At 69.0% G+C, this 19,046-nt stretch carries 18 protein-coding genes; 15 read left to right on the plus strand and 3 right to left on the minus strand.

Translation table 11 applies throughout. From position 1 onward, the window contains the following. Positions 1 to 99: 99 nt before the first annotated feature. Positions 100 to 663 (minus strand): DUF3658 domain-containing protein, encoded by a 564-nt coding sequence (locus ACYKG1_RS20480; RefSeq protein ID WP_478471239.1) that lies wholly within the window; start codon positions 661 to 663, stop codon positions 100 to 102. Between the two features lie 160 nt (positions 664 to 823). Here ACYKG1_RS20480 and bioB point away from each other — a divergent pair, with 160 nt between their 5' ends. The 5 genes from bioB to bioC all read left to right on the plus strand — a co-directional run bounded on the left by bioB (position 824) and on the right by bioC (position 5,662). Continuing rightward, positions 824 to 1,867 (plus strand): biotin synthase BioB, encoded by a 1,044-nt coding sequence (gene bioB / locus ACYKG1_RS20485; RefSeq protein ID WP_478471240.1) that lies wholly within the window; start codon positions 824 to 826, stop codon positions 1,865 to 1,867. Between the two features lie 67 nt (positions 1,868 to 1,934). Next, on the plus strand, positions 1,935 to 3,158 hold the full coding sequence (gene bioF, locus ACYKG1_RS20490) for an 8-amino-7-oxononanoate synthase (RefSeq protein WP_100474476.1): 1,224 nt from the start codon (positions 1,935 to 1,937) through the stop codon (positions 3,156 to 3,158). Between the two features lie 18 nt (positions 3,159 to 3,176). After that, positions 3,177 to 3,956, plus strand: a complete 780-nt coding sequence (gene bioH / locus ACYKG1_RS20495) for a pimeloyl-ACP methyl ester esterase BioH (protein ID WP_262084267.1) — start codon at positions 3,177 to 3,179, stop codon at positions 3,954 to 3,956. Between the two features lie 29 nt (positions 3,957 to 3,985). Continuing rightward, positions 3,986 to 4,765, plus strand: a complete 780-nt coding sequence (locus tag ACYKG1_RS20500) for an SDR family oxidoreductase (protein ID WP_100474480.1) — start codon at positions 3,986 to 3,988, stop codon at positions 4,763 to 4,765. 12 nt (positions 4,766 to 4,777) lie between these two features. Then, a complete protein-coding gene (gene bioC, locus ACYKG1_RS20505) occupies positions 4,778 to 5,662 on the plus strand; it encodes a malonyl-ACP O-methyltransferase BioC (protein WP_478471241.1) in 885 nt (294 codons plus the stop codon). A 108-nt stretch (positions 5,663 to 5,770) separates the two neighbouring features. Here the strand turns inward: bioC and ACYKG1_RS20510 are convergent, their stop codons facing one another. After that, entirely contained in the window at positions 5,771 to 6,415 is a 645-nt protein-coding gene (locus ACYKG1_RS20510) for a YdcF family protein (protein ID WP_202908162.1), read from the minus strand. Then, positions 6,400 to 7,362, minus strand: a complete 963-nt coding sequence (locus ACYKG1_RS20515; protein WP_100474484.1) for a pyridoxal-phosphate dependent enzyme — start codon at positions 7,360 to 7,362, stop codon at positions 6,400 to 6,402. The genes ACYKG1_RS20510 and ACYKG1_RS20515 overlap by 16 nt, the downstream gene beginning before the upstream one ends. A gap of 160 nt (positions 7,363 to 7,522) precedes the next feature. Between ACYKG1_RS20515 and ACYKG1_RS20520 the strand changes: the two genes are divergently transcribed. The 10 genes from ACYKG1_RS20520 to ACYKG1_RS20565 all read left to right on the plus strand — a co-directional run bounded on the left by ACYKG1_RS20520 (position 7,523) and on the right by ACYKG1_RS20565 (position 18,971). After that, positions 7,523 to 8,014 carry a hypothetical protein gene (locus ACYKG1_RS20520; RefSeq protein ID WP_100474487.1) on the plus strand — a complete coding sequence of 164 codons (492 nt, stop codon included), beginning with the start codon at positions 7,523 to 7,525 and terminating at the stop codon, positions 8,012 to 8,014. A gap of 548 nt (positions 8,015 to 8,562) precedes the next feature. After that, on the plus strand, positions 8,563 to 10,452 hold the full coding sequence (gene mnmG / locus ACYKG1_RS20525; protein ID WP_100474493.1) for a tRNA uridine-5-carboxymethylaminomethyl(34) synthesis enzyme MnmG: 1,890 nt from the start codon (positions 8,563 to 8,565) through the stop codon (positions 10,450 to 10,452). 129 nt (positions 10,453 to 10,581) lie between these two features. Beyond that, on the plus strand, positions 10,582 to 11,400 hold the full coding sequence (locus tag ACYKG1_RS20530) for a nucleotidyltransferase domain-containing protein (protein WP_100474496.1): 819 nt from the start codon (positions 10,582 to 10,584) through the stop codon (positions 11,398 to 11,400). 173 nt (positions 11,401 to 11,573) lie between these two features. Further along, positions 11,574 to 12,104: a gamma carbonic anhydrase family protein gene (locus tag ACYKG1_RS20535; RefSeq protein WP_262227948.1), complete on the plus strand. Its 531-nt coding sequence runs from the start codon at positions 11,574 to 11,576 to the stop codon at positions 12,102 to 12,104. A 123-nt stretch (positions 12,105 to 12,227) separates the two neighbouring features. Further along, positions 12,228 to 12,917 carry an RDD family protein gene (locus ACYKG1_RS20540; protein WP_262227949.1) on the plus strand — a complete coding sequence of 230 codons (690 nt, stop codon included), beginning with the start codon at positions 12,228 to 12,230 and terminating at the stop codon, positions 12,915 to 12,917. Then, positions 12,914 to 13,906, plus strand: a complete 993-nt coding sequence (locus tag ACYKG1_RS20545) for a stage II sporulation protein M (protein WP_262084263.1) — start codon at positions 12,914 to 12,916, stop codon at positions 13,904 to 13,906. The genes ACYKG1_RS20540 and ACYKG1_RS20545 overlap by 4 nt, the downstream gene beginning before the upstream one ends. Continuing rightward, positions 13,896 to 15,512 (plus strand): DUF4129 domain-containing protein, encoded by a 1,617-nt coding sequence (locus ACYKG1_RS20550; protein ID WP_478471242.1) that lies wholly within the window; start codon positions 13,896 to 13,898, stop codon positions 15,510 to 15,512. Before ACYKG1_RS20545 ends, ACYKG1_RS20550 begins: the two co-directional genes overlap by 11 nt. Further along, positions 15,509 to 16,693 carry a DUF4350 domain-containing protein gene (locus ACYKG1_RS20555; RefSeq protein ID WP_478471243.1) on the plus strand — a complete coding sequence of 395 codons (1,185 nt, stop codon included), beginning with the start codon at positions 15,509 to 15,511 and terminating at the stop codon, positions 16,691 to 16,693. Before ACYKG1_RS20550 ends, ACYKG1_RS20555 begins: the two co-directional genes overlap by 4 nt. Then, positions 16,690 to 17,676, plus strand: a complete 987-nt coding sequence (locus ACYKG1_RS20560) for an AAA family ATPase (RefSeq protein WP_100474514.1) — start codon at positions 16,690 to 16,692, stop codon at positions 17,674 to 17,676. The genes ACYKG1_RS20555 and ACYKG1_RS20560 overlap by 4 nt, the downstream gene beginning before the upstream one ends. Continuing rightward, a complete protein-coding gene (locus tag ACYKG1_RS20565; RefSeq protein WP_478471244.1) occupies positions 17,673 to 18,971 on the plus strand; it encodes a DUF58 domain-containing protein in 1,299 nt (432 codons plus the stop codon). The genes ACYKG1_RS20560 and ACYKG1_RS20565 overlap by 4 nt, the downstream gene beginning before the upstream one ends. The last annotated feature ends 75 nt before the right edge of the window (positions 18,972 to 19,046 follow it).

The following is a 19,046-nucleotide window of genomic DNA, read 5'->3' on the forward strand; positions in this document are numbered from 1 at the left end:
TTGCCTCAGCTGCCGCCATCTTCTGAATGGACTTCAGCATGTGTCCTTGCAGCAGGTAGATGTAAACACAGTTCCAACCAGGTCCTGGTTGGTGCAAGCCTACTGCCGGACGCGCACTTCGCAACAGCCCATCCGCGTGAGGTCGCCCTGCGCCTGCAACATGCCCCGTTCTACCAGCATGCGTACACGCCGTGCATAGAACACATCTGGAATTCCCGATCGGCACTTCGGCTGCAGCGACATGACCATGCCCACAATGTAGGCGATCTTTCGGAACTGCCCATCGCAATGGGAAAGCAGTTGCGCATCGATCCAGGCGATGTCCTCGTCGGTCAGCGCGGCGATGTTCTGCCGCTCCTGGTCAGTGAGATGGGCATCGTTGTCGGAGCGTTCGTCCGTATCGCGCAGGCAGCCATTGATGGCCAACAAGCGAACCAAGACATAGTGACCGAATGCTTCAAGTTCCTCCTTCGGCAGCATCGCCGGATCGAGCCCCCCTGCCGGGTAGTCCTTGAAGGTCACGAAGGCGTGATTCTTCCACTGCCCCTTCGCATCGGCCTGACGCAGATCATCCAGCACCACGCGCAGGCCGCCGTCAGGAAGTTCGGCCAGGCTGCACAGCACCGCGTCGCGACGGATCGGGTAGGACTGGTAGCTGTTCATGGCACGTGCTCGCGCGTCCGTATGCAGCAATGAACTTACACCGTAGCGCCCGTTCATGGCGGCCGATCAATGTAAACCAAATTAGAAGCACTTGAGTTGACAGCGCTCACCAACCCACCCACACTGCCGCCCTCGCTCCACTCGTACCCAAGGTCCCGCCATGGCTGCTGCCATCCGCCACGACTGGCAACACGACGAACTGCAGGCACTGTTCGATCTGCCGTTCCCCGAGCTGCTGTTCCGCGCCGCAGCGGTCCACCGCGAGCATTTCGACCCATCGCAGGTGCAGGTCTCCACGCTGCTGTCGGTGAAGACCGGCGGCTGCCCGGAAGACTGCGCGTACTGCCCGCAGGCGCAGCGCTACAGCACCGGGGTGAACGCGCAGAAGCTGATGGAGACCGACGCAGTGCTGGCCAAGGCACGCCAGGCCAAGGCCGCCGGTGCCTCGCGCTTCTGCATGGGTGCCGCATGGCGTTCGCCGAAGGACCGCGACATTCCGAAGGTGGCGGCAATGATCGCCGGGGTGAAGGCACTGGGCCTGGAGACCTGCGCCACGCTGGGCATGCTCAGTGGCGAGCAGGCGCGTGCGCTGAAGGACGCCGGACTGGACTACTACAACCACAACCTCGACACCGCGCCGGACTACTACGATTCGATCATCCACACGCGCCAGTACCAGGACCGCCTGGACACGCTGGAGCACGTGCGCGATGCCGGCCTGAAGACCTGTTGCGGCGGCATCGTCGGCATGGGCGAGACACGCGCGCAGCGCGTCGGCCTGCTGCTGGCGCTGGCCACGCTGCCGGCACATCCCGATTCGGTGCCGATCAACAAGCTGGTGCAGGTGGCGGGCACGCCGCTGCACGGCAGCGCCGAGCTGGACCCGTTCGAGTTCGTGCGCATGATTGCGGTGGCACGCATTGCCATGCCGCGCTCGATGGTGCGACTGTCGGCCGGGCGTGAAGCGATGAGCGACGAACTGCAGGCGCTGTGTTTCCTGGCCGGTGCCAACTCGATCTTCTACGGCGACAGGCTGCTGACCACCGGCAACCCGGAGCGCGAGCGCGACCTGGCCCTGTTCGCACGCCTGGGCCTGCAGCCGATGGCCGTGCAGGTGGATGCCGAGGGCCACGACCACGGCGGCACCGTGCACGCCGATATCAGCGCCGACACCCCCGGCTGTGGCTGCGCTCACGCGGCCTGAGACGGGGCACAAGCAGGCGTCGCGGCAACGCGCTACCCTAGCCGCCCCGTCGCCGCATTCAGCCGCCATGGCCCGCCCCGACCTGACCGCCCGCCTCCACGCCCAACGCGCCCTGCGCGATGCCCAAGGTCGTCGCCGCACGCGGCGCTCGGTCACCCGTCGTGATGGCATCCGCCTGGAAGTGGACGGCCAGTGGCTGACCGGCTTCTGCAGCAATGATTACCTGGGCCTGGCCCAGCAGTTCAGCGTGGTCAACGCGCTGCAGGATGCGGCCGCGCGCGAAGGCACCGGCGCCGGTGCCTCGCATCTGGTCTGCGGCCACCACGCCCTGCATGACGCGCTGGAGCGCGAAGTGGCGGAATGGCTGGGCTACCCGCGCGCGCTGCTGTTCGGCAGCGGCTTCGCCGCCAACCTGGCCGTGCAGCAGGCGCTGCTGAGCGAAGAGAACGACGTGTGCGTGCAGGACAAGCTCAACCACGCCAGCCTGCTCGATGCGACGCGGCTGGCCGGTGCGCGCCTGCGCCGTTATCCGCATCTGGATGCGGAAGGTGCGATGCGCCAGCTCAAGCACGCACCAGATGGTGCGGCGATGCTGGCCACCGATGGTGTCTTCAGCATGGATGGCGACATCGCACCGCTGCGTGCATTGTCGCTTGTGGCACGCCTGCAGCAGGCGCTGTTCTATGTGGATGATGCGCATGGCGTGGGCGTGGTGGGCGATGGCCGTGGCACGGTCGCGGCTGCGGGACTGGGCGTGGACGATGTGCCGCTGCAGCTGGTCACCCTTGGCAAGGCGCTGGGCGGTTCCGGCGCGCTGGTGCTGGGCCGCGATGACCTGGTCGAGCACCTGGCCGAAACGGCGCGCCCGTACATCTACACCACGGCGATGCCGCCACCGCTCGCCGCCGCAGCGCTCGAAGCGGTACGCCTGGCACGCCGTGACAACTGGCGGCGTTCGAAACTGACCGATCTGATCGCGCTGTTCCGCGGCGAAGCCCGCCGCCATGGCCTGGACCTGATGGCCTCGGAAACGCCGATCCAGCCGCTGCTGTGTGGCGACGACCAGCGCGCCGTGGCGATGTCCAAGGCATTGGAACAGGCCGGTTGGCTGGTCGGAGCGATCCGCCCGCCCACGGTTCCCGATGGCAAGGCGCGCCTGCGCGTCACCCTGTCCGCGTTGCACACCCCCGAGCAGGTGCGTGGGTTGGTCGAAGCCATCGCCAGCGCGCGCGATCGCGTCGAGCTGGCCGCGCGTGAGGCCGCGCCACCGCCGCTGCCTGTCTTTGCCTGAGCCTGCTGCCGTTTTCCCATGCATATCGACGTCACCGGCCAGGGGCCGGACCTGGTACTGATCCATGGCTGGGCCCTGCAGGGCGGTGTGTTCGCGCCGCTGGTACAACGCCTGGCCGATCGCTTCACCCTGCATCTGGTTGATCTGCCGGGCCACGGTCACAGCCGCGAGGACACCACGCCGCTGCGCCTGCCGTTCGTGGTCAACGCCATTGCTGCAGCCACGCCACCGGCAGTGTGGTGCGGCTGGTCGCTGGGTGGCCTGTTTGCGCTGCATGCGGCGGCCACGCTGCCGAAAGTGCGCGGGCTGGCGATGATCGCGGCCACACCGCGCTTCGTGCGTGGCGACGACTGGCCGCATGCGGTGGAACCGGCGGTGTTCGAGCAGTTCGGCCGCGAGCTGGCCAGCGACTTCGGCGGCACCCTCGAGCGCTTCCTGGCATTGGACGTGATGGGCTCGGCACATGCCCGCGAGGAGCTGCGCACGCTGCGCCAGCGCCTGGTCGAGCGCGGTGCGCCCACCGAACGTGCGCTGCTGGAAGGCCTGCGCCTGCTGGAAAGCACCGACCTGCGCGGCGCACTGCCGACGCTGGGCAAACCCAGCCTGTGGATCGCCGGCCAGCGCGACCGGCTGGTGTCGCCGCTCGCCATGCAGGCCGCCGCCGCGCTGGCCCCAGGCGCTCAGGCGCTGACCATCGCCCACGGCGGCCATGCGCCGTTTCTCGGCCATGCAGACGAGGTCGCCGCCGCCCTGCAACACTTCGTTGCCGGCCTGTCACCGGCCAATGGCGGACAATGAGCGCCTTCCGAATTCCGCAGGTTTGACGCATGGATCTGGGTATCAACGGCCGCTGGGCACTGGTCTGCGCCGCAAGCAAGGGGTTGGGCCTGGGCTGCGCGCGTGCGCTGGCGCGTGAGGGCGTCAACGTGGTGATCGTGGCCCGCGGCGAAGCCGCCCTGCAGGCGGCCGCTGAAGAACTGCGTGCCCTGCCCGGCGCCGCCGAAGTGCGCACAGTCACCGCCGACGTCACCACCGAAGCCGGTCGCGCTGCGGCGCTGGCCGCGTGCCCGCAGGTGGACATCCTGGTCAACAACGCCGGTGGTCCGCCGCCCGGCGATTTCCGCGCCTTCGAGCGCGACGACTGGATCGCTGCGCTGGACGCCAACATGCTGGCGCCGATCGCACTGATCCGCGCCACCGTGGACGCGATGATCGAGCGTGGCTTCGGCCGCATCGTCAACATCACCTCCTCGGCGGTGAAGGCACCCATCGACATCCTGGCGCTGTCCAACGGCGCGCGCAGTGGCCTGACCGGCTTCGTCGCCGGCCTGTCGCGCCGCACCGTGGCGCACAACGTCACGATCAACAACCTGCTGCCCGGCCAGTTCGATACCGATCGCCTGCGCGCCAACTTCGCCCACAGTGCCGGCAAGGATGGCGATGCTGGGGAAGTGGCCGAACGCCGCCGCCAGCAGATCCCCGCCGGCCGCTTCGGCACGGCGGATGAATTCGGCGCCGCCTGCGCCTTCCTGTGCAGTGCACAGGCCGGTTACCTCACCGGGCAGAACCTGCTGATCGACGGCGGCGCCTACCCCGGTACGTTCTAAGAGACTTTCGCAATGCCGTCCCACTTCGATGCCCGCCATGTCCGCCGCGCGTTCGCCCGCGCCGCCAACAGCTATGACGCCGCCGCCGCCCTGCAGCGCGAGGTGCAGGCGCGGCTGATCGAATCGCTGGACTACCTGGAGGCGCGCAAGCCGGAGGTGGTGCTGGACATCGGCGCCGGCACCGGCCACGCCAGTGCACTGATGAAAAAGCGCTGGCCGAAGGCGCAGGTGATCGCGCTGGACGTGGCATTGCCGATGCTGGACCAGGCCAAGCGCCAGGCTGGCTGGTGGAAGCCGTTCCAGCGCCTGTGCGGCGACGCCGCCGCGCTGCCGCTGGCCGACAACAGCGTGGACGTGATCTTCAGCAACCTGTGCCTGCAGTGGGTGGAAGACCTGCCGGCGGTATTTGCCGGGTTCCGTCGCGTGCTCAAGCCCGGTGGCCTGCTGCTGTGCTCGACCTTCGGCCCGGACACGCTGGTTGAACTCAACGAAGCGTTCGCCGCCGCCGATGACCGCCCGCACGTGAGCCGCTTCGCGCAGATCGCCCAGTTCGGCGATGCGCTGATGATGGCCGGCTTCCGCGACCCGGTGCTGGACCGCGACCTGTTCACCCTGACCTACGACGACCTGCCCTCGCTGATGCGCGAGCTGCGCGCGATGGGCGCGACCAACGCACGGGTGGACCGCCGCCACACGCTGACCGGGCGTGGCCGTTTCGCCGCTGCGGCAGCGGCGTATGAACCGATGCGGCGCGCCGACGGCAAGCTGCCCAGCAGCTGGGAAGTGATCTATGCCCACGCCTGGGCTCCGGACCCGGGCGCACCGATCCGCGAAGGCGGGCACGACGTGGCCTCGGTGCCGGTGTCGGCGATTCCGATCCGGCGCAAGCAGAGCTGACCACAACGCTCCGGTAGGTGCCAACCTTGGTTGGCACACCCCATCAGATCGCGGTGCCGCCAGCATTGTGCCAACCAAGGTTGGCACTCACCCAAAGCAGGCAGCTGCTCAGGTATTGGCCGGCGAACTCAGCGGCGGGCGCACCAGGTCGCGGTGGAAGAAATAGATTTCCTGCACCAGGAAGCGCCAGCTGGTGTGGAAGCTGCGGAAGCGCGTACTGGGCGTGGACGAGGCCAGTGCGTCGATGCCCAGCGCCTTGCTCAGGCGCAGCGCGCGCGCCATGTGCAACGGATCGCTGACGATGATCACCCGGTGCAGGTCGCGCTGGTCCATCAACCGCTTGGCTTCGACCAGGTTCTGCACGGTGTTGCGCGAGGCGGTCTCGATCAGGATCGCGTCGTCCGGCACGCCATGCTTGAGCGCATAACGCCGCGCCACCTGCGATTCGGAAAAGCGCGCGCCGGTCCCGCCATAGCCACCGGTGAAGATCAGCAATGGCGCGTACTGGGCCTCATAAAGATCCAGGCCATGGCGGATGCGTTCTTCGAACACCGGCGACGGCTTGGCGTCATAGGCCGCCGCACCCAGCACGATGATGGCGTCGGCCTTGGCGGCCTGGTCGCGCTCACCGACCCAGACGATCCAAGCGGTCACGCCCAGCAGCCAGATCACCAGCAGCACGAACAGTCGCCACAGCCACCCCAGCAGGCCGGTGCGGGGCCGGTGCCGGTCGCGGCTCACGGCGCCCCCCAGCGCAGCGCGGGCAGGTCGACATTGCCTCCGGACAGGACCAGGCCCACGCGCAGGCCGGCGAATCGCTGCGGCTGTGCCAGCACCGCGGCCAGCACGGTGGCCGAGGACGGCTCGACCACCTGCTTGAGCACCTCCCACAGCAAGCGCATCGCGGCCGTGGTGGCGGCGTCATCGACCACGATCACCTCGGCCCCGGCCGCGCGCAGCAGCGCGAAGTTGGGGGCGCCGATCAGGGTACGCAGGCCATCGCAGATCGTGTCCGGTGTGAAAGCCCCCTGGCGCTCGCCTGCGGCCAGCGAACGTGCGGTGTCATCGGCGCCGGCCGGTTCGGCCAGCACCAGCCGGGTCTGCGGGCTGGCGAGCTGCAGGGCCAGCGCGGTACCGCTGGCGAGGCCACCGCCCCCCACCGGTACCACCAGCACATCGAACGGGCCGTCGCTGTGCAGCAGTTCCAGGGCCGCGGTGCCCTGTCCGGCCATCACCGCCGGGTCCGCATACGGATGGACCAGGGTCGCGCCGGTATCGGCCTGCACCTTGGCGCAGGCGGCCTCACGATCGGCGACGGTCGGCGGGCAGCGCCAGAGGGTGGCACCGTGCCGGGCGATGTTGGCCAGCTTGGCCGCCACCGCACCTTCGGGCACCACTACATGGCAGGGAATGCCTCGGGTCCGCGCAGCCAGGGCCAAAGCGGCGCCGTGGTTGCCGGAGGAATGGGTGACCACGCCGGCACGGGCGCGATCGGCATCCAACGACCACACCGCGTTGCAGGCACCACGGAACTTGAACGCGCCGCCGCGCTGCAGGTGTTCGGCCTTGAACGCCAGCGGCGCGCCGGCCAGCGCATCAAGCGTGCGCGAGCGCAGCACCGGGGTCACGCTGGCGTGCGGCGCGATCCGCGCAGCGGCAGCCAGGACATCGTCGGCACAGGGCAACAGTGAATCGCTCATGACGCAAGATTAACGTATGGTTCCGCGCTGGCGACCCCGGCACAGGTCATGCCAGCATGAGGGCCTTCACCTTCATTCATCCTGGCCAGCGAAGTTAAGGGCCGATTCAACGCCTGCGCACGAAGCTGACTGCACAACCCGTCCTCTGGGGGGATCCACCATGAAAACGCGCCTGATGCTTGCCGGCGGCCTGATGCTGGCCCTGACCGGCTGCACCACCTACGACTACGTCGGCGGTGGCCGCAGTGGCGGCTACTACCACGGTGCGCCGTCGGTGGAATACCGCTACCCGGCCGGCTATCCCTACAACTATGGCTACCCGTACTACGGTGGCTATGGCGGTTACTACGGCGGCTATGGCAATCCGTACTACTCGCGCCCGATCTACCGCCCGCCGCACAACCACCGTCCGCCGCCGCGCCCGCCCGGCAATGGTGGCGAGAATCGTCCGCCGCCGCCGTCGCGGCCGTCGTACAACGGCGGTTCGCCGTGGCGGAACATGGACTCGATGCGTCGCCCGCCGCAGTCGAACATCCAGCCGTCAGCGCCTCCGCCGCAGGCCCGTCCGGCCCCGGCGCCGAGTGCGCCGAGGATGAACGGTTCCCCCTGGCGCAACATGGATCGTGGGACGCAGCGCACAGTTGAGCGCTGAACCGTCTTGCATTTCACCCGGTCCAAGCCGCACTCTACGGGACCAGTGACGGCCCGCGTCACAATGTGACAAAAACGACAAGGGCCGCCGCAAAAAGCTCTACGTCGATATCCGACAGGAACATCTGGATCCCCCCTGTTCCGGCCCTGTCGGATGTCGACACCTCTGAAGGCAGACGGCCCCGCAATGCGGGGCCGTTTGTTTTGCCGGGTCGCCCACCGGCGAGAGCCCCAGCGCCGGTAGATCCACGCCATGCGTGGATGGGGCCTTCCCGACAGCCCCAAAAAACAGGGCCGGACAGTCCCCCGACTGCCGGCCCCCTGCTCCCCCACCGTGCGCCTGTACCGGCCCCTGTTCCAATTCCGGTCACGGGCGCCTACGGCGCCAGCCACGGTGGGTGCTATTGGGTTATCTGCAAAAATCCTGCCAACTTTAGGGCTGATTTCGACGCCGGTCGGCCGGCGCCGACGTCCCGGCCCCGAATGGCGCTAAAATCGCCACCCCGGCGCCGCCCCGCGGCCGCGCCCGCCCCCAGCTGAACAGCCCCCATGAACCCGTCCTTCCATCGTTACGACGTCATCGTCATCGGCGGTGGCCACGCCGGCACCGAAGCCGCGCTGGCCGCGGCCCGCACCGGCGTGCGCACCCTGCTGCTGACCCACAACATCGAAACCGTGGGCGCGATGAGCTGCAACCCGGCCATCGGCGGCATCGGCAAGGGCCACCTGGTCAAGGAAATCGACGCCCTCGGCGGTGCGATGGCGCATGCCGCCGACCGTGCCGGCATCCAGTGGCGCACGCTCAACGCCTCCAAGGGCCCGGCCGTGCGCGCGACCCGCTGCCAGGCCGACCGCAACCTGTACCGCATGGCGATCCGCGCCATCGTCGAAAGCCAGGCCAACCTGACCGTGTTCCAGGCGGCCGTCGATGACCTGGTCATCGACGGCGACGCCGTGCGCGGGGTGATCACCCAGACCGGCCTGCGCTTCGACGCCGATGCCGTGGTGCTGACCGCCGGTACCTTCCTGGCCGGCAAGATCCACGTCGGCCCGACCCAGTACGCCGCCGGCCGCATGGGCGACCCGCCGGCCACCACGCTGGCCGCGCGCCTGCGCGAGCGTCCGTTCCAGGTCGACCGCCTGAAGACCGGCACGCCGCCGCGCATCGATGGCCGCTCGCTGGATTACAGCGTGATGGACGAGCAGCCCGGCGATTCGCCGCGCCCGGTGATGTCCTTCCTCGGTTCGGTGGACGAGCATCCGCAGCAGGTCAGCTGCTGGATCACCCACACCACCGAACAGACCCACCAGATCATCCGCGACGCGCTGCACCGTTCGCCGCTGTACAGCGGCCAGATCGAGGGCATCGGCCCGCGCTACTGCCCGTCCATCGAGGACAAGGTAGTGCGCTTCGCCGAAAAGGCCAGCCACCAGATCTTCGTCGAACCCGAAGGCCTGGGCATCGTCGAGATCTATCCCAACGGCATCTCCACCTCGCTGCCGTTCGACGTGCAGCTGGAGATGGTGCGCAGCATCCGCGGTTTCCAGAACGCACACATCACCCGCCCCGGCTACGCGATCGAGTACGACTTCTTCGATCCGCGCGGGCTGAAGGCTTCGCTGGAAACCAAGCTGGTCAGCGGCCTGTTCTTCGCCGGCCAGATCAACGGCACCACCGGCTATGAGGAAGCTGCCGCACAGGGCCTGCTGGCCGGCCTCAATGCCGCGCGCCAGGTGCGCGGGCTGGACGGCTGGTGCCCGCGCCGCGATGAAGCGTACCTGGGCGTGCTGGTGGATGACCTGATCACCCACGGCACCAACGAGCCTTACCGCATGTTCACCAGCCGCGCCGAGTACCGCCTGCAGCTGCGCGAGGACAATGCCGACCAGCGCTTGACCCCGGCCGGCCGCGAGATGGGCCTGGTCGATGACCGCCGCTGGAGCGCCTTCGAGACCAAGCAGGCGGCTGTCGCCGCCGAGCGCGCGCGGTTGGGTGCGCTGTGGGCGACCCCGGCCAATGCGCTGGGCCGCGAAGTGCAGGACACGCTGGGCGTGGCGGTCAGCCGCGAGACCAACGTGCTGGACCTGATCAAGCGCCCGGAGCTGGATTACGCGCAGCTGATGCAGGTGCCGTCGCTGGGCCCGGCCGTGGCCGATGGCAAGGTGGCCGAGCAGGTCGAGATCGGCGTGAAGTACGCCGGCTACCTGGACCGCCAGCGCGAGGAGATCGAACGCCAGCAGCGCCACGAAGCCACGCCGATCGCCGAAGGCTTCGACTACGCCAGTGTGCGTGGGCTGTCGGCCGAAGTACTGCAGAAGCTGGAGCGCGTACGCCCGCAGACCATCGGCCAGGCGCAGCGCATCCCGGGCATGACCCCGGCGGCGATCTCGCTGCTGCTGGTGCACCTGGAACGTGCCCGCCGCGGCCGCGTGGCGTAACGCACCGCTTCGCTCGCCGGGCATGGCCCGGCGATACCGGCTCTGGTAGGTGCCGACCGTTGGTCGGCACGACTGGGTGGGCCAAACGTGCGTTACAGTCGAGCAAGCTCGACTACGAATCTGCACTGCATGGACGACATCCACCCGATCGCACCGGACAAGCGCGCCGCCATCCTCACCACCCTGGCCGACATCGAGCGCACGCACGATGTGCGCGTGCTCCTGGCCTGCGAATCGGGCAGCCGGGGCTGGGGCTTTTCCTCGCCGGACAGTGACTACGACGCGCGCTTCATCTACGTGCATCGCCAGCCGTGGTACCTGAGCGTCAACGAGGCCACCGGCCCCGGCGAAGCGCAGCGCGATGTGATCGAGCTGCCGATCGATGACGAGCTGGATGTGAGCGGCTGGGACCTGCGCAAGGCGCTGCGGCTGGTGTCCAAGTCCAACCCGACGCTGATCGAGTGGCTGCGTTCGCCGATCATCTACCAGCACGATGCCAAGGCCGTTGCCTGCCTGTGGCAGGCCGCCGAGCGCTTCTACTCGCCGCTGGGCACGTGGTGGCACTACTTCAACATGGCGCGCTCCAACCATCGCGGCTACCTGCGCGGCGAAACCGTGCGTACCAAGAAGTACCTGTACGTGCTGCGCCCGCTGCTGGCCTGCCAATGGATCGAGAACGAACACACGCCGCCGCCGATGGCCTTCGAAGACCTGCTGGAGCGCCTGCTGCCCCAGGGTGCGGTGCGCGAGGCCATCGACGCGCTGCTGTTGGTCAAGCGTGCCAGTGCCGAGGTCGCCGCCGGTCCGCGCATCGCAGCCATCAGCGAGTACATCGACGCTATGTTGGCCGAGCGTGCCGAGGGGCCGCAGCTGCCTGCAGGGCACGGCGACGCCGCCTGGCTGGACGGCCTGTTCCGGCAGATGCTGGCGACGCACGCGCCAGCCTGAACCGGGGTCCATCCACGCATGGCGTGGATCCACCGCGCACGTGCCGAAGCCGCGGTAGCGCCGGGCCATGCCCGGTGAGCAAGGCGGCGCGCAATCATCCGCCGGGCGCAGCCCGGCGCTACCACTGCAATCGCCGCGTATCATCGCCGTGCTTGCCCCTCCTGGAGACCGCGATGAACCCTCTGCGCCCCTTCCGCGACAAGATGCCCGTCCTCGGCCAGCGCGTGTACGTCGACCCGGCCTGCACCCTCATCGGTGACGTGGCGCTGGCCGACGATGCCTCCATCTGGCCGGGCACGGTCATCCGCGGCGACGTCAATTACGTCCGCGTCGGTGCGCGCACCAACGTGCAGGATGGCACCATCATCCACGTCAGCCACCACAGCCCGTACAACAAGGCCGGCTACCCGACCCTGATCGGCGAAGGCGTGACCGTCGGCCACGGCTGCATCATCCACGCCTGCACCATCGGTGATTACAGCCTGATCGGCATGGGCGCCTGCATCCTGGACGGCGCCCGGGTGGAACGGCACGCCTTCATCGGCGCCGGTGCGGTGGTGGGCCCGGGCAAGGTGGTCGGCGAAGGCGAGCTGTGGGTGGGCAATCCGGCACGCCCGGCGCGCACGCTCAGTGACAAGGAGATCGAGTCGCTGCACTACTCGGCCGACCACTACGTGCGGCTGAAGGACGAATACCTGGGCTGAGCGGCCAACGCTGCCACGCGGCTCTGCTAAAGTCTGGGCCCGACCAGGACCTGTCGAGACCCCCATGCCTGTGGCTGCCTGCCGGAGAGGACTCCGCCGCCCACAACGAAGGCCATCGCGCTGATGACCGCACCGATGCTCGATACCTACCGCGAGGTGGTGACGCCGGAGGGTGTGCCGCTGCAGTTGCCGGCGGCCGGCCCGGTGCCACGGGCGATGGCCTGGCTGGTGGATCTCGGCGTGCGCATCGCGGTACTGATGGTGATGTCCATTCCACTGGCACTGCTGGACACGTTCGGCTCCGGGCTCAGCCTGGTGCTGATGTTCCTGGTCTATTGGGCCTACCCGATCGTCTGCGAGGCGCTGTGGGGGCGCACGCTGGGCAAGCGAGCGCTGGGGCTTCGCGTGCTGTCCCGCGATGGCGCGCCGGTGGGCTGGGTGGCCGCCATCACCCGCAACCTGCTGCGCACCGTGGACATGCTGCCGTTCGGCTATGCACTGGGCCTGATCAGCAGCCTGTTCGATCCCCATGGCCGCCGCCTCGGCGACCTGGTCGCCGGCACCGTGGTGGTGCATGCACCGGTGTTGTACCTGCCCCATCCGCCCACCATCGACAGCGTGCTGGCCCCTCCGCAGCCCCTGCAGCCAGAGGAACAAGCGGCACTGATGGCCTTCGCCGAGCGCGCGCCGCGTCTGTCGGCGGCACGCCAGCAGGAACTGGCCGGCATTGCCGAACCGCTGACCGGCAGCCACGGCCAGGTCGGCGTGCTGCGCCTGTATGCCATGGCCAACTGGCTGCTGGGGCGGCGATGAAGCAGGAACAGTTCGTCGCGCGCTATCAACAGGAGTGGCAGGATCTGGAGCAGTGGCTGCTGCTGCGCGCCGGTGCCTCGCGCCGCACGCGCCGCCAGGCCAGCGGCCTGGCACTGGACGACACCACCTTCCCGCAGCGCTACCGGCGGCTGTGCCAGCAGCTGGCGCTGGCCCGCGAGCGCGGCTACAGCCCGCAGCTGGTGCAACGCCTGCAGCAGCTGATGCAGCAGGGCCACAGCGTGCTGTACCGCACGCCGCCAACACGCTGGCGCAGTGCACTGGAATTCCTGGTGGCCGACTTCCCGCTGCTGGTGCGCAGCCAGGCGCCCAGCATGTGGGTGGCGCTGGCGATGTTCGCGTTGCCGGCGGTGGCCTGCTTCGTGCTGGTGCAGGTCTATCCGGACCTGATCCACATGCTGATGGACAACCGCCAGATCGCCGCGATGGAGCGCATGTACGATCCCGCCGCCGAGCGCCTGGGACGTGACAGCGGCACCGACTGGATGATGTTCGGCCACTACATCATGAACAACATCAGCATCGCGCTGCGCACCTTCGCCAGCGGACTGCTGGCCGGGCTGGGCACGCTGCTGGTGCTGCTGTTCAACGGCGTGATCATCGGTTCGGTGGCCGGCCACCTGCAGCACATCGGCCATGGCGACCCGTTCTGGCGCTTCGTGGTCGGCCACGGCGCGTTCGAGCTGACCGCGATCGTGATCGCTGGCGGTGCCGGCCTGCAGCTGGGCATGAAGCTGCTGGCTCCCGGCCGGCGCAGCCGCCTGGATGCACTGGTCGATGGCGGCCGCATCGGTGCCCGACTGTGCCTGGGCGTGGCGTTCATGCTGCTGGTGGCCGCTTTCATCGAAGCGTTCTGGTCGTCGATTGCCGAAGTACCGGCTTGGGGCAAGTTCAGCGTGGCCGGCGTGTTGTGGGCCGGCGTGCTGCTGTGGCTGTGGCGCGGCGGACGCGGAGGCGGCAATGCGCATTGACCACCTGGACGTGGTGCTGCGCGCGCGCAGTGGCTGGGAAGCAATGGAGCTGGGCACCGCCCTGTCACGCCGCCACGCGCGCCCGGTATGGGGCAGCTGGCTGCTGGCCAGTGCACCGCTGTTCGTGATCTTCAACGCGCTGGGCTGGTGGCTGGATGCGTTCGGCTGGGCCTGGCTGGCGATGTGGTGGTGCAAGCCGCTGTTCGAACGCGCGCCGCTGTACGTGCTTTCGCGTGGCATCTTCGGCGAGCCGGTCGGCACGCTGGCGGCCCTGCACGCGCAGCGCAGCTGGGGCAATGCAGGATTCTGGGGCTACCTGGGCTGGCGCCGTTTCAGCGTGCTGCGCAGCCTGTGCCTGCCGGTGAACCTGCTGGAAGGCAACGCACCGGCCCAGCGCGGCGCACGCCGCCGCGCAGTGGCCGCCGGTGCCGCAGGCGCCGCTGTCGTGCTGACCGTGGCCTGCATGGCCTTTGAAGCGGCGCTGGTGTCCGGTGCAATCGGTGCGGTGTTCATGTTCATGCCGCTGGAGCTGATGTCCGAATCGTGGCGAGCCGCTTGGGACATGATCGGCCAGGACACGCCCGCATGGGCGCGGCTGGGCTTCAACCTTGCGTGCTGGCTGGCGTCGGTGCTGATCGGGCCGTTCTACGTCGGCGCCGGCTTCGGCCTGTACTTGAACCGGCGTACGCAGATGGAAGCGTGGGACGTGGAAATCGCCCTGCGCCGACTGCGCGAGCGGCTGCTGCCAGCGGCATCGACGCTGGCCCTGCTGCTGTGCCTGGCACTGCCGCTGGCCTCTGCGCCGGTGCATGCACAGGACGCGCGATCGATCGCCGCCGAAGCCGACGATGCCGAAGAGGACGAGAACCACGCGGAAGAACCCGCCACCGCGGCGAACGACCCGGCCAATGCACCGGCGATGATCTTCGGTGCGGCGCCGGTGGACACCGCCGGTTTCCGCCAGGCGGTGAACCGCGCCTATGAAGACCCGCTGCAGCGCCCGACCCGCCAGGTGACGCGCTGGAAGCCGATCGAACCGGCCGAGGAAGAAAAGAAGGAAGACAAGACGCTGCAGAGCGACAGCAGCAGCAAGGGCGAGCGCAGCAACCGCAAGGCCGGCATCGCCTGGCTGGCGCGGCTGGCCGAATGGGGCCTGTGGGGCCTGCTCGGCATCCTGCTGCTGGTGCTGCTGCTGACCGCACGGCTGTGGCTGCCGTGGCTGCGCGGCAGTGGCCGGCGCAAGCCGGTAGCTGCACCGCAGGTGGTGGAGGAACAGGTGGAGTTGCCGGTCGTGCTGCCACCGGACGTGGCCACCCAGGCCGGCCTGCTGTGGGACCAGGGGCGGCCGCGGCAGGCCCTGGCCCTGCTGTACCGCGCCAGCGTGCGCACGGTGGGCGAGCGCAGCGGCATCGCGCTTCCGCCTGGCGCCACCGAAGCGCAATGCCTGCGCGCGTCACGGCGCATGCCCGATGCCACCGACCGTGACCTGTTCGCGCGCATCGTGCGCATGTGGCAGTACGCCGCCTACGGTGGCCGCCTGCCCAGCCGCGCCGATTTCGATGCATTGGCCGATACCCTGCGCCAACAGTACAGGTGGCTGGCATGAGCCCGCGTCTGTTCTGGTCGCTGCTGCTGGGTGGGCTGGTGCTGTTCGGCGTGCCGCTGACGATCCTTTACCTGCGCACGCACGAGCGGGTGACCGAGACGGTGCAGCTGCCGCCGCAGGGTGAGGCCGGTTACAACCCGCTGTACGTGCTGGGCCAGGCCCTGCGTGCCGATGGCATCGACGTGCATTCGCGGCCGCGGCTGGACCTGCAGCAGATGGTGCTGGGCCCGCGCGACACGGTGGTCCTGCTGCAGGACAGCAGCGAACTGCCGGCACCGGTGGCGAAGGCCCTGCTGGACTGGGTCGACGGCGGCGGCCACCTGCTGGTGCGCACGCCGCCACCAGCCAAGGACGACGCCAGCAGCACGCAGGGACCGCTGCTCGACCGGCTGGGAGTGGACAGCCTGTTCCAGCGCAGCGACTGCCAGCCGTTCCACATCGATGATGATCCCGGCCATGTCGAATTCTGCGGTGGCCGCCGCTTCACCCTGGGCTTTGCCGCCAGCACGCGGGCCGAAAGGCGCTGGGGCAGTGAACGCGACCTGGTATTCGCGCGCCTGCGCCACGGCCAGGGCAAGGTAAGCGTGCTGGCCGACATGGAATTCATGCGCGGCGAAGTGGATTCACCGGCAGCGCGCCTGGCCTCCGCCGCGGGCAAGGCCAGTGATGGCCTGCACGATCTCTCGCACCGCGACCTGACCCGTTACCTGCTCGACCCGAACTACGGCAAGGGCGCATTCTGGCTGGTCTACGCCAGCCGCCCGCCGTCGCTGTGGGCACGCCTGTTCTACCAGGGCTGGCCGTTGTGGGCGCCGCTGCTGCTGGCCCTGCTGGGGTGGCTGTGGGGCCGCTCGCAGCGCTTCGGCAGCCTGCTGCCGTCGCCGGTGCTGGAACGCCGCTCGCTGCTGGAACACGTGCGTGCCAGCGGCGAGCTGCTGCTGCGTTTCGGCCACGGCGCGCGCCTGTATGACGCCGTGCTCGCCCTGTTCCTGCATCGCCTGCGCCTGCGCGCACCGGTCGCCGCCGCACTCGATGGCGCACCGCGCGAGCAGGCCATCGCCGAGCTGCTGAAGTGGCCGCAAGGCCGCGTCGCCAATGCGCTCACACCTCCTCCGCCGCACGATTCCTCCGCCCTGCGCGAGCGCATCCGCTTGCTGCTCCAGATGAGATCCTTGCTATGACCGAAGTCCCCGAGCTGCCGGCGGCCGCCAATGCCCGCCTGATCGAACGCGTCGATGCCATCCGCGATGCCGTCGGCCACGCCTTCATCGGCCAGGCCGATGTGCTGGACCAGATCCTGGTGGCGCTGCTGGCCGGTGGCCACGTGCTGATCGAGGGCGTCCCCGGTCTGGGCAAGACCCTGCTGGTGCGTGCGCTGGCCCAGGCCCTGGAACTGGATTATGGCCGCGTACAGTTCACCCCCGACCTGATGCCCAGCGACGTCAGTGGCCATGCGGTGTACGACCCGAAGAGCGAGAGCTTCAAGATCCGCCGCGGGCCGGTCTTCACCAACCTGCTGCTGGCCGACGAGATCAACCGTGCACCGGCCAAGACCCAGTCGGCGCTGCTGGAAGTGATGCAGGAAGGCCAGGTGACCATCGAAGGCAAGGCCTTCACCCTGGCGCCGCCGTTCATGGCACTGGCCACGCAGAACCCGCTGGAGCAGGAAGGCACCTACCCGCTGCCGGAAGCGCAGCTGGACCGCTTCCTGCTGAAGGTGCTGATCGACTACCCGCAGCTGGAGGACGAAAAGCGCATGGTGACCGCGATCACCAGTGGCCGCGCCGCCAGCGATTTCGACCTGAGCCAGGTGCCACGCGTGTTGGGCGCTGGCGAACTGCTGGAGCTGCAGCGCGCGACCGCGGCGATCACGGTCGATGACGAAGTGATCGACTACGCGGTCCGCATCGTCGCGACGACCCGGCAGTGGCCGGGTATCGCGGTCGGCGCCGGCCCGCGCGGCAGCATCGCGCTGGTGCGTGCCTCGCGCGCGCAGGCGGTGCTGGCCGGCCGTGACTTCGTCACTCCGGACGATGTGCGCGACATCGCGCGCCCCGCGCTGCGCCACCGCATTGCGCTGGCACCGGAACTGCAGATCGAAGGCCAGGACGCCGACGATGTGCTGGGCGCGCTGCTGGCCAAGGTGGAAGCGCCGCGCCGATGAGGCCGGCTCCGCTGCTGCTGGCGCTGCTGCTGGCCTGGGCTGCCCTGGGTGGCCTGGTGCTGGGTGGCCTGCTGCCGCGCTGGAGCTGGGCGCTGGCGGCAGTGGCCATCGCGCTGCCTGCGCTGTTCGATCTGTGGCGGCAGACGCAGCGTCCTTCGCCACAAGTGCAACGCGAGCTGCCCGAGGCGCTGGCGCTGGGCGTGCGCCGTCAGGCAGCGCTGCGACTGCAGGCCGAACAACCGATGACGGTGCAGGTGTTCGACCTGGTGCCCGGCGGCTGGCCGCTGGAATCGCTGCCGCAGCGCGTGCGCCTGCAGGCCGGCACCGCCTCCACGCTGCACTACCACCTGCAGCCGCTGCAGCGGGGGCACTTCCGCTTCGAGGGCGTGCACCTGCGCATGCGCTCGCCGTGGCGCCTGTGGTGGCAGCAACGCACGCTGCCGCCGTCGCTGGACGTGCGGGTCTATCCGAACTTCGTGCCGCTCACCCGGTTTGCGTTGTTCAGTGCCGACCAGGCCTCGCGGTTGGTGGGGGCGCACGTGAAGCGCCGCCGCGGTGAAGGCACCGACTTCCACCAGATGCGCGAGTACCGCATCGGCGACAGCCTGCGCCAGCTCGACTGGAAGGCCACCGCGCGAGCGCGCAAGCTGATCTCGCGCGAATACCAGGACGAGAAGAACCAGCAGCTGCTGCTGATGCTCGACAGCGGCCGGCGGATGCTGGCCAGCGAAGGCGGGCTCTCGCACTTCGACCATGCCTTGAACGCCTCGCTGGTGGTGGCCTACCTGGCGCTGCGCCAGGGCGATGCCGTCGGCCTGTTCGCCGCCGGTGGTGAACGCCGGTGGGTGGCGCCGCAGCGTGGCATGGGTACCGTCGAGCACCTGCTGCGCGCCAGCTACGACCTGCAGCCACGCGCGGTGGCCACCGATTACCTGGCCGCCGCCACCGAAGTATCGCTACGCCAGCGCCGGCGCGCGCTGGTGATGCTGGTCAGCAACGTGCGCGACGAAGACATCGAAGACCTGCTGGCGGCAGTGCGCCTGCTGCAGCGGCGCCACCTGGTGTGCGTGGCCAGCCTGCGCGAGCGCGAGCTGGACGGCGCACTGGAGGGCGAGGTGCAGACGCTGGAGGACGCCACCCAGGCCGGTGCCGCGGCGCTGTACCTGCAGCAGCGCGCGAAGGCGCACGAGGCGCTGCGCAGCGAGAAGGTGATGGTGCTGGACGTGACCGCCGACGCCCTGCCCGGCGCGCTGGTGGAACGCTACCTGGCGGTGAAGCGCGAAGGGCTGCTCTGATACCAACGATCGCCCTGGTGGGGTGCCAACCTTGGTTGGCACGAAACCCAAACCGCCGACCAAGGTCGGCTTCTA

The sequence above is a fragment of the Stenotrophomonas sp. 85239_Sma genome (assembly GCF_056481725.1).

Excerpts from the sequence above, each read along its gene's own strand:
- ACYKG1_RS20540 (WP_262227949.1), top strand. The coding sequence starts at position 12,228 with ATGACCGCACCGATGCTCGATACCTACCGCGAGGTGGTGACGCCGGAG.
- ACYKG1_RS20550 (WP_478471242.1), top strand. The coding sequence starts at position 13,896 with ATGCGCATTGACCACCTGGACGTGGTGCTGCGCGCGCGCAGTGGCTGG.
- bioB (WP_478471240.1), top strand. The coding sequence starts at position 824 with ATGGCTGCTGCCATCCGCCACGACTGGCAACACGACGAACTGCAGGCA.
- ACYKG1_RS20480 (WP_478471239.1), bottom strand. The coding sequence starts at position 663 with ATGAACAGCTACCAGTCCTACCCGATCCGTCGCGACGCGGTGCTGTGC.
- bioC (WP_478471241.1), top strand. The coding sequence starts at position 4,778 with ATGCCGTCCCACTTCGATGCCCGCCATGTCCGCCGCGCGTTCGCCCGC.
- ACYKG1_RS20515 (WP_100474484.1), bottom strand. The coding sequence starts at position 7,362 with ATGAGCGATTCACTGTTGCCCTGTGCCGACGATGTCCTGGCTGCCGCT.
- ACYKG1_RS20560 (WP_100474514.1), top strand. The coding sequence starts at position 16,690 with ATGACCGAAGTCCCCGAGCTGCCGGCGGCCGCCAATGCCCGCCTGATC.
- ACYKG1_RS20500 (WP_100474480.1), top strand. The coding sequence starts at position 3,986 with ATGGATCTGGGTATCAACGGCCGCTGGGCACTGGTCTGCGCCGCAAGC.
- ACYKG1_RS20520 (WP_100474487.1), top strand. The coding sequence starts at position 7,523 with ATGAAAACGCGCCTGATGCTTGCCGGCGGCCTGATGCTGGCCCTGACC.
- ACYKG1_RS20555 (WP_478471243.1), top strand. The coding sequence starts at position 15,509 with ATGAGCCCGCGTCTGTTCTGGTCGCTGCTGCTGGGTGGGCTGGTGCTG.
- ACYKG1_RS20545 (WP_262084263.1), top strand. The coding sequence starts at position 12,914 with ATGAAGCAGGAACAGTTCGTCGCGCGCTATCAACAGGAGTGGCAGGAT.
- mnmG (WP_100474493.1), top strand. The coding sequence starts at position 8,563 with ATGAACCCGTCCTTCCATCGTTACGACGTCATCGTCATCGGCGGTGGC.
- ACYKG1_RS20530 (WP_100474496.1), top strand. The coding sequence starts at position 10,582 with ATGGACGACATCCACCCGATCGCACCGGACAAGCGCGCCGCCATCCTC.
- bioF (WP_100474476.1), top strand. The coding sequence starts at position 1,935 with ATGGCCCGCCCCGACCTGACCGCCCGCCTCCACGCCCAACGCGCCCTG.
- ACYKG1_RS20535 (WP_262227948.1), top strand. The coding sequence starts at position 11,574 with ATGAACCCTCTGCGCCCCTTCCGCGACAAGATGCCCGTCCTCGGCCAG.
- bioH (WP_262084267.1), top strand. The coding sequence starts at position 3,177 with ATGCATATCGACGTCACCGGCCAGGGGCCGGACCTGGTACTGATCCAT.
- ACYKG1_RS20565 (WP_478471244.1), top strand. The coding sequence starts at position 17,673 with ATGAGGCCGGCTCCGCTGCTGCTGGCGCTGCTGCTGGCCTGGGCTGCC.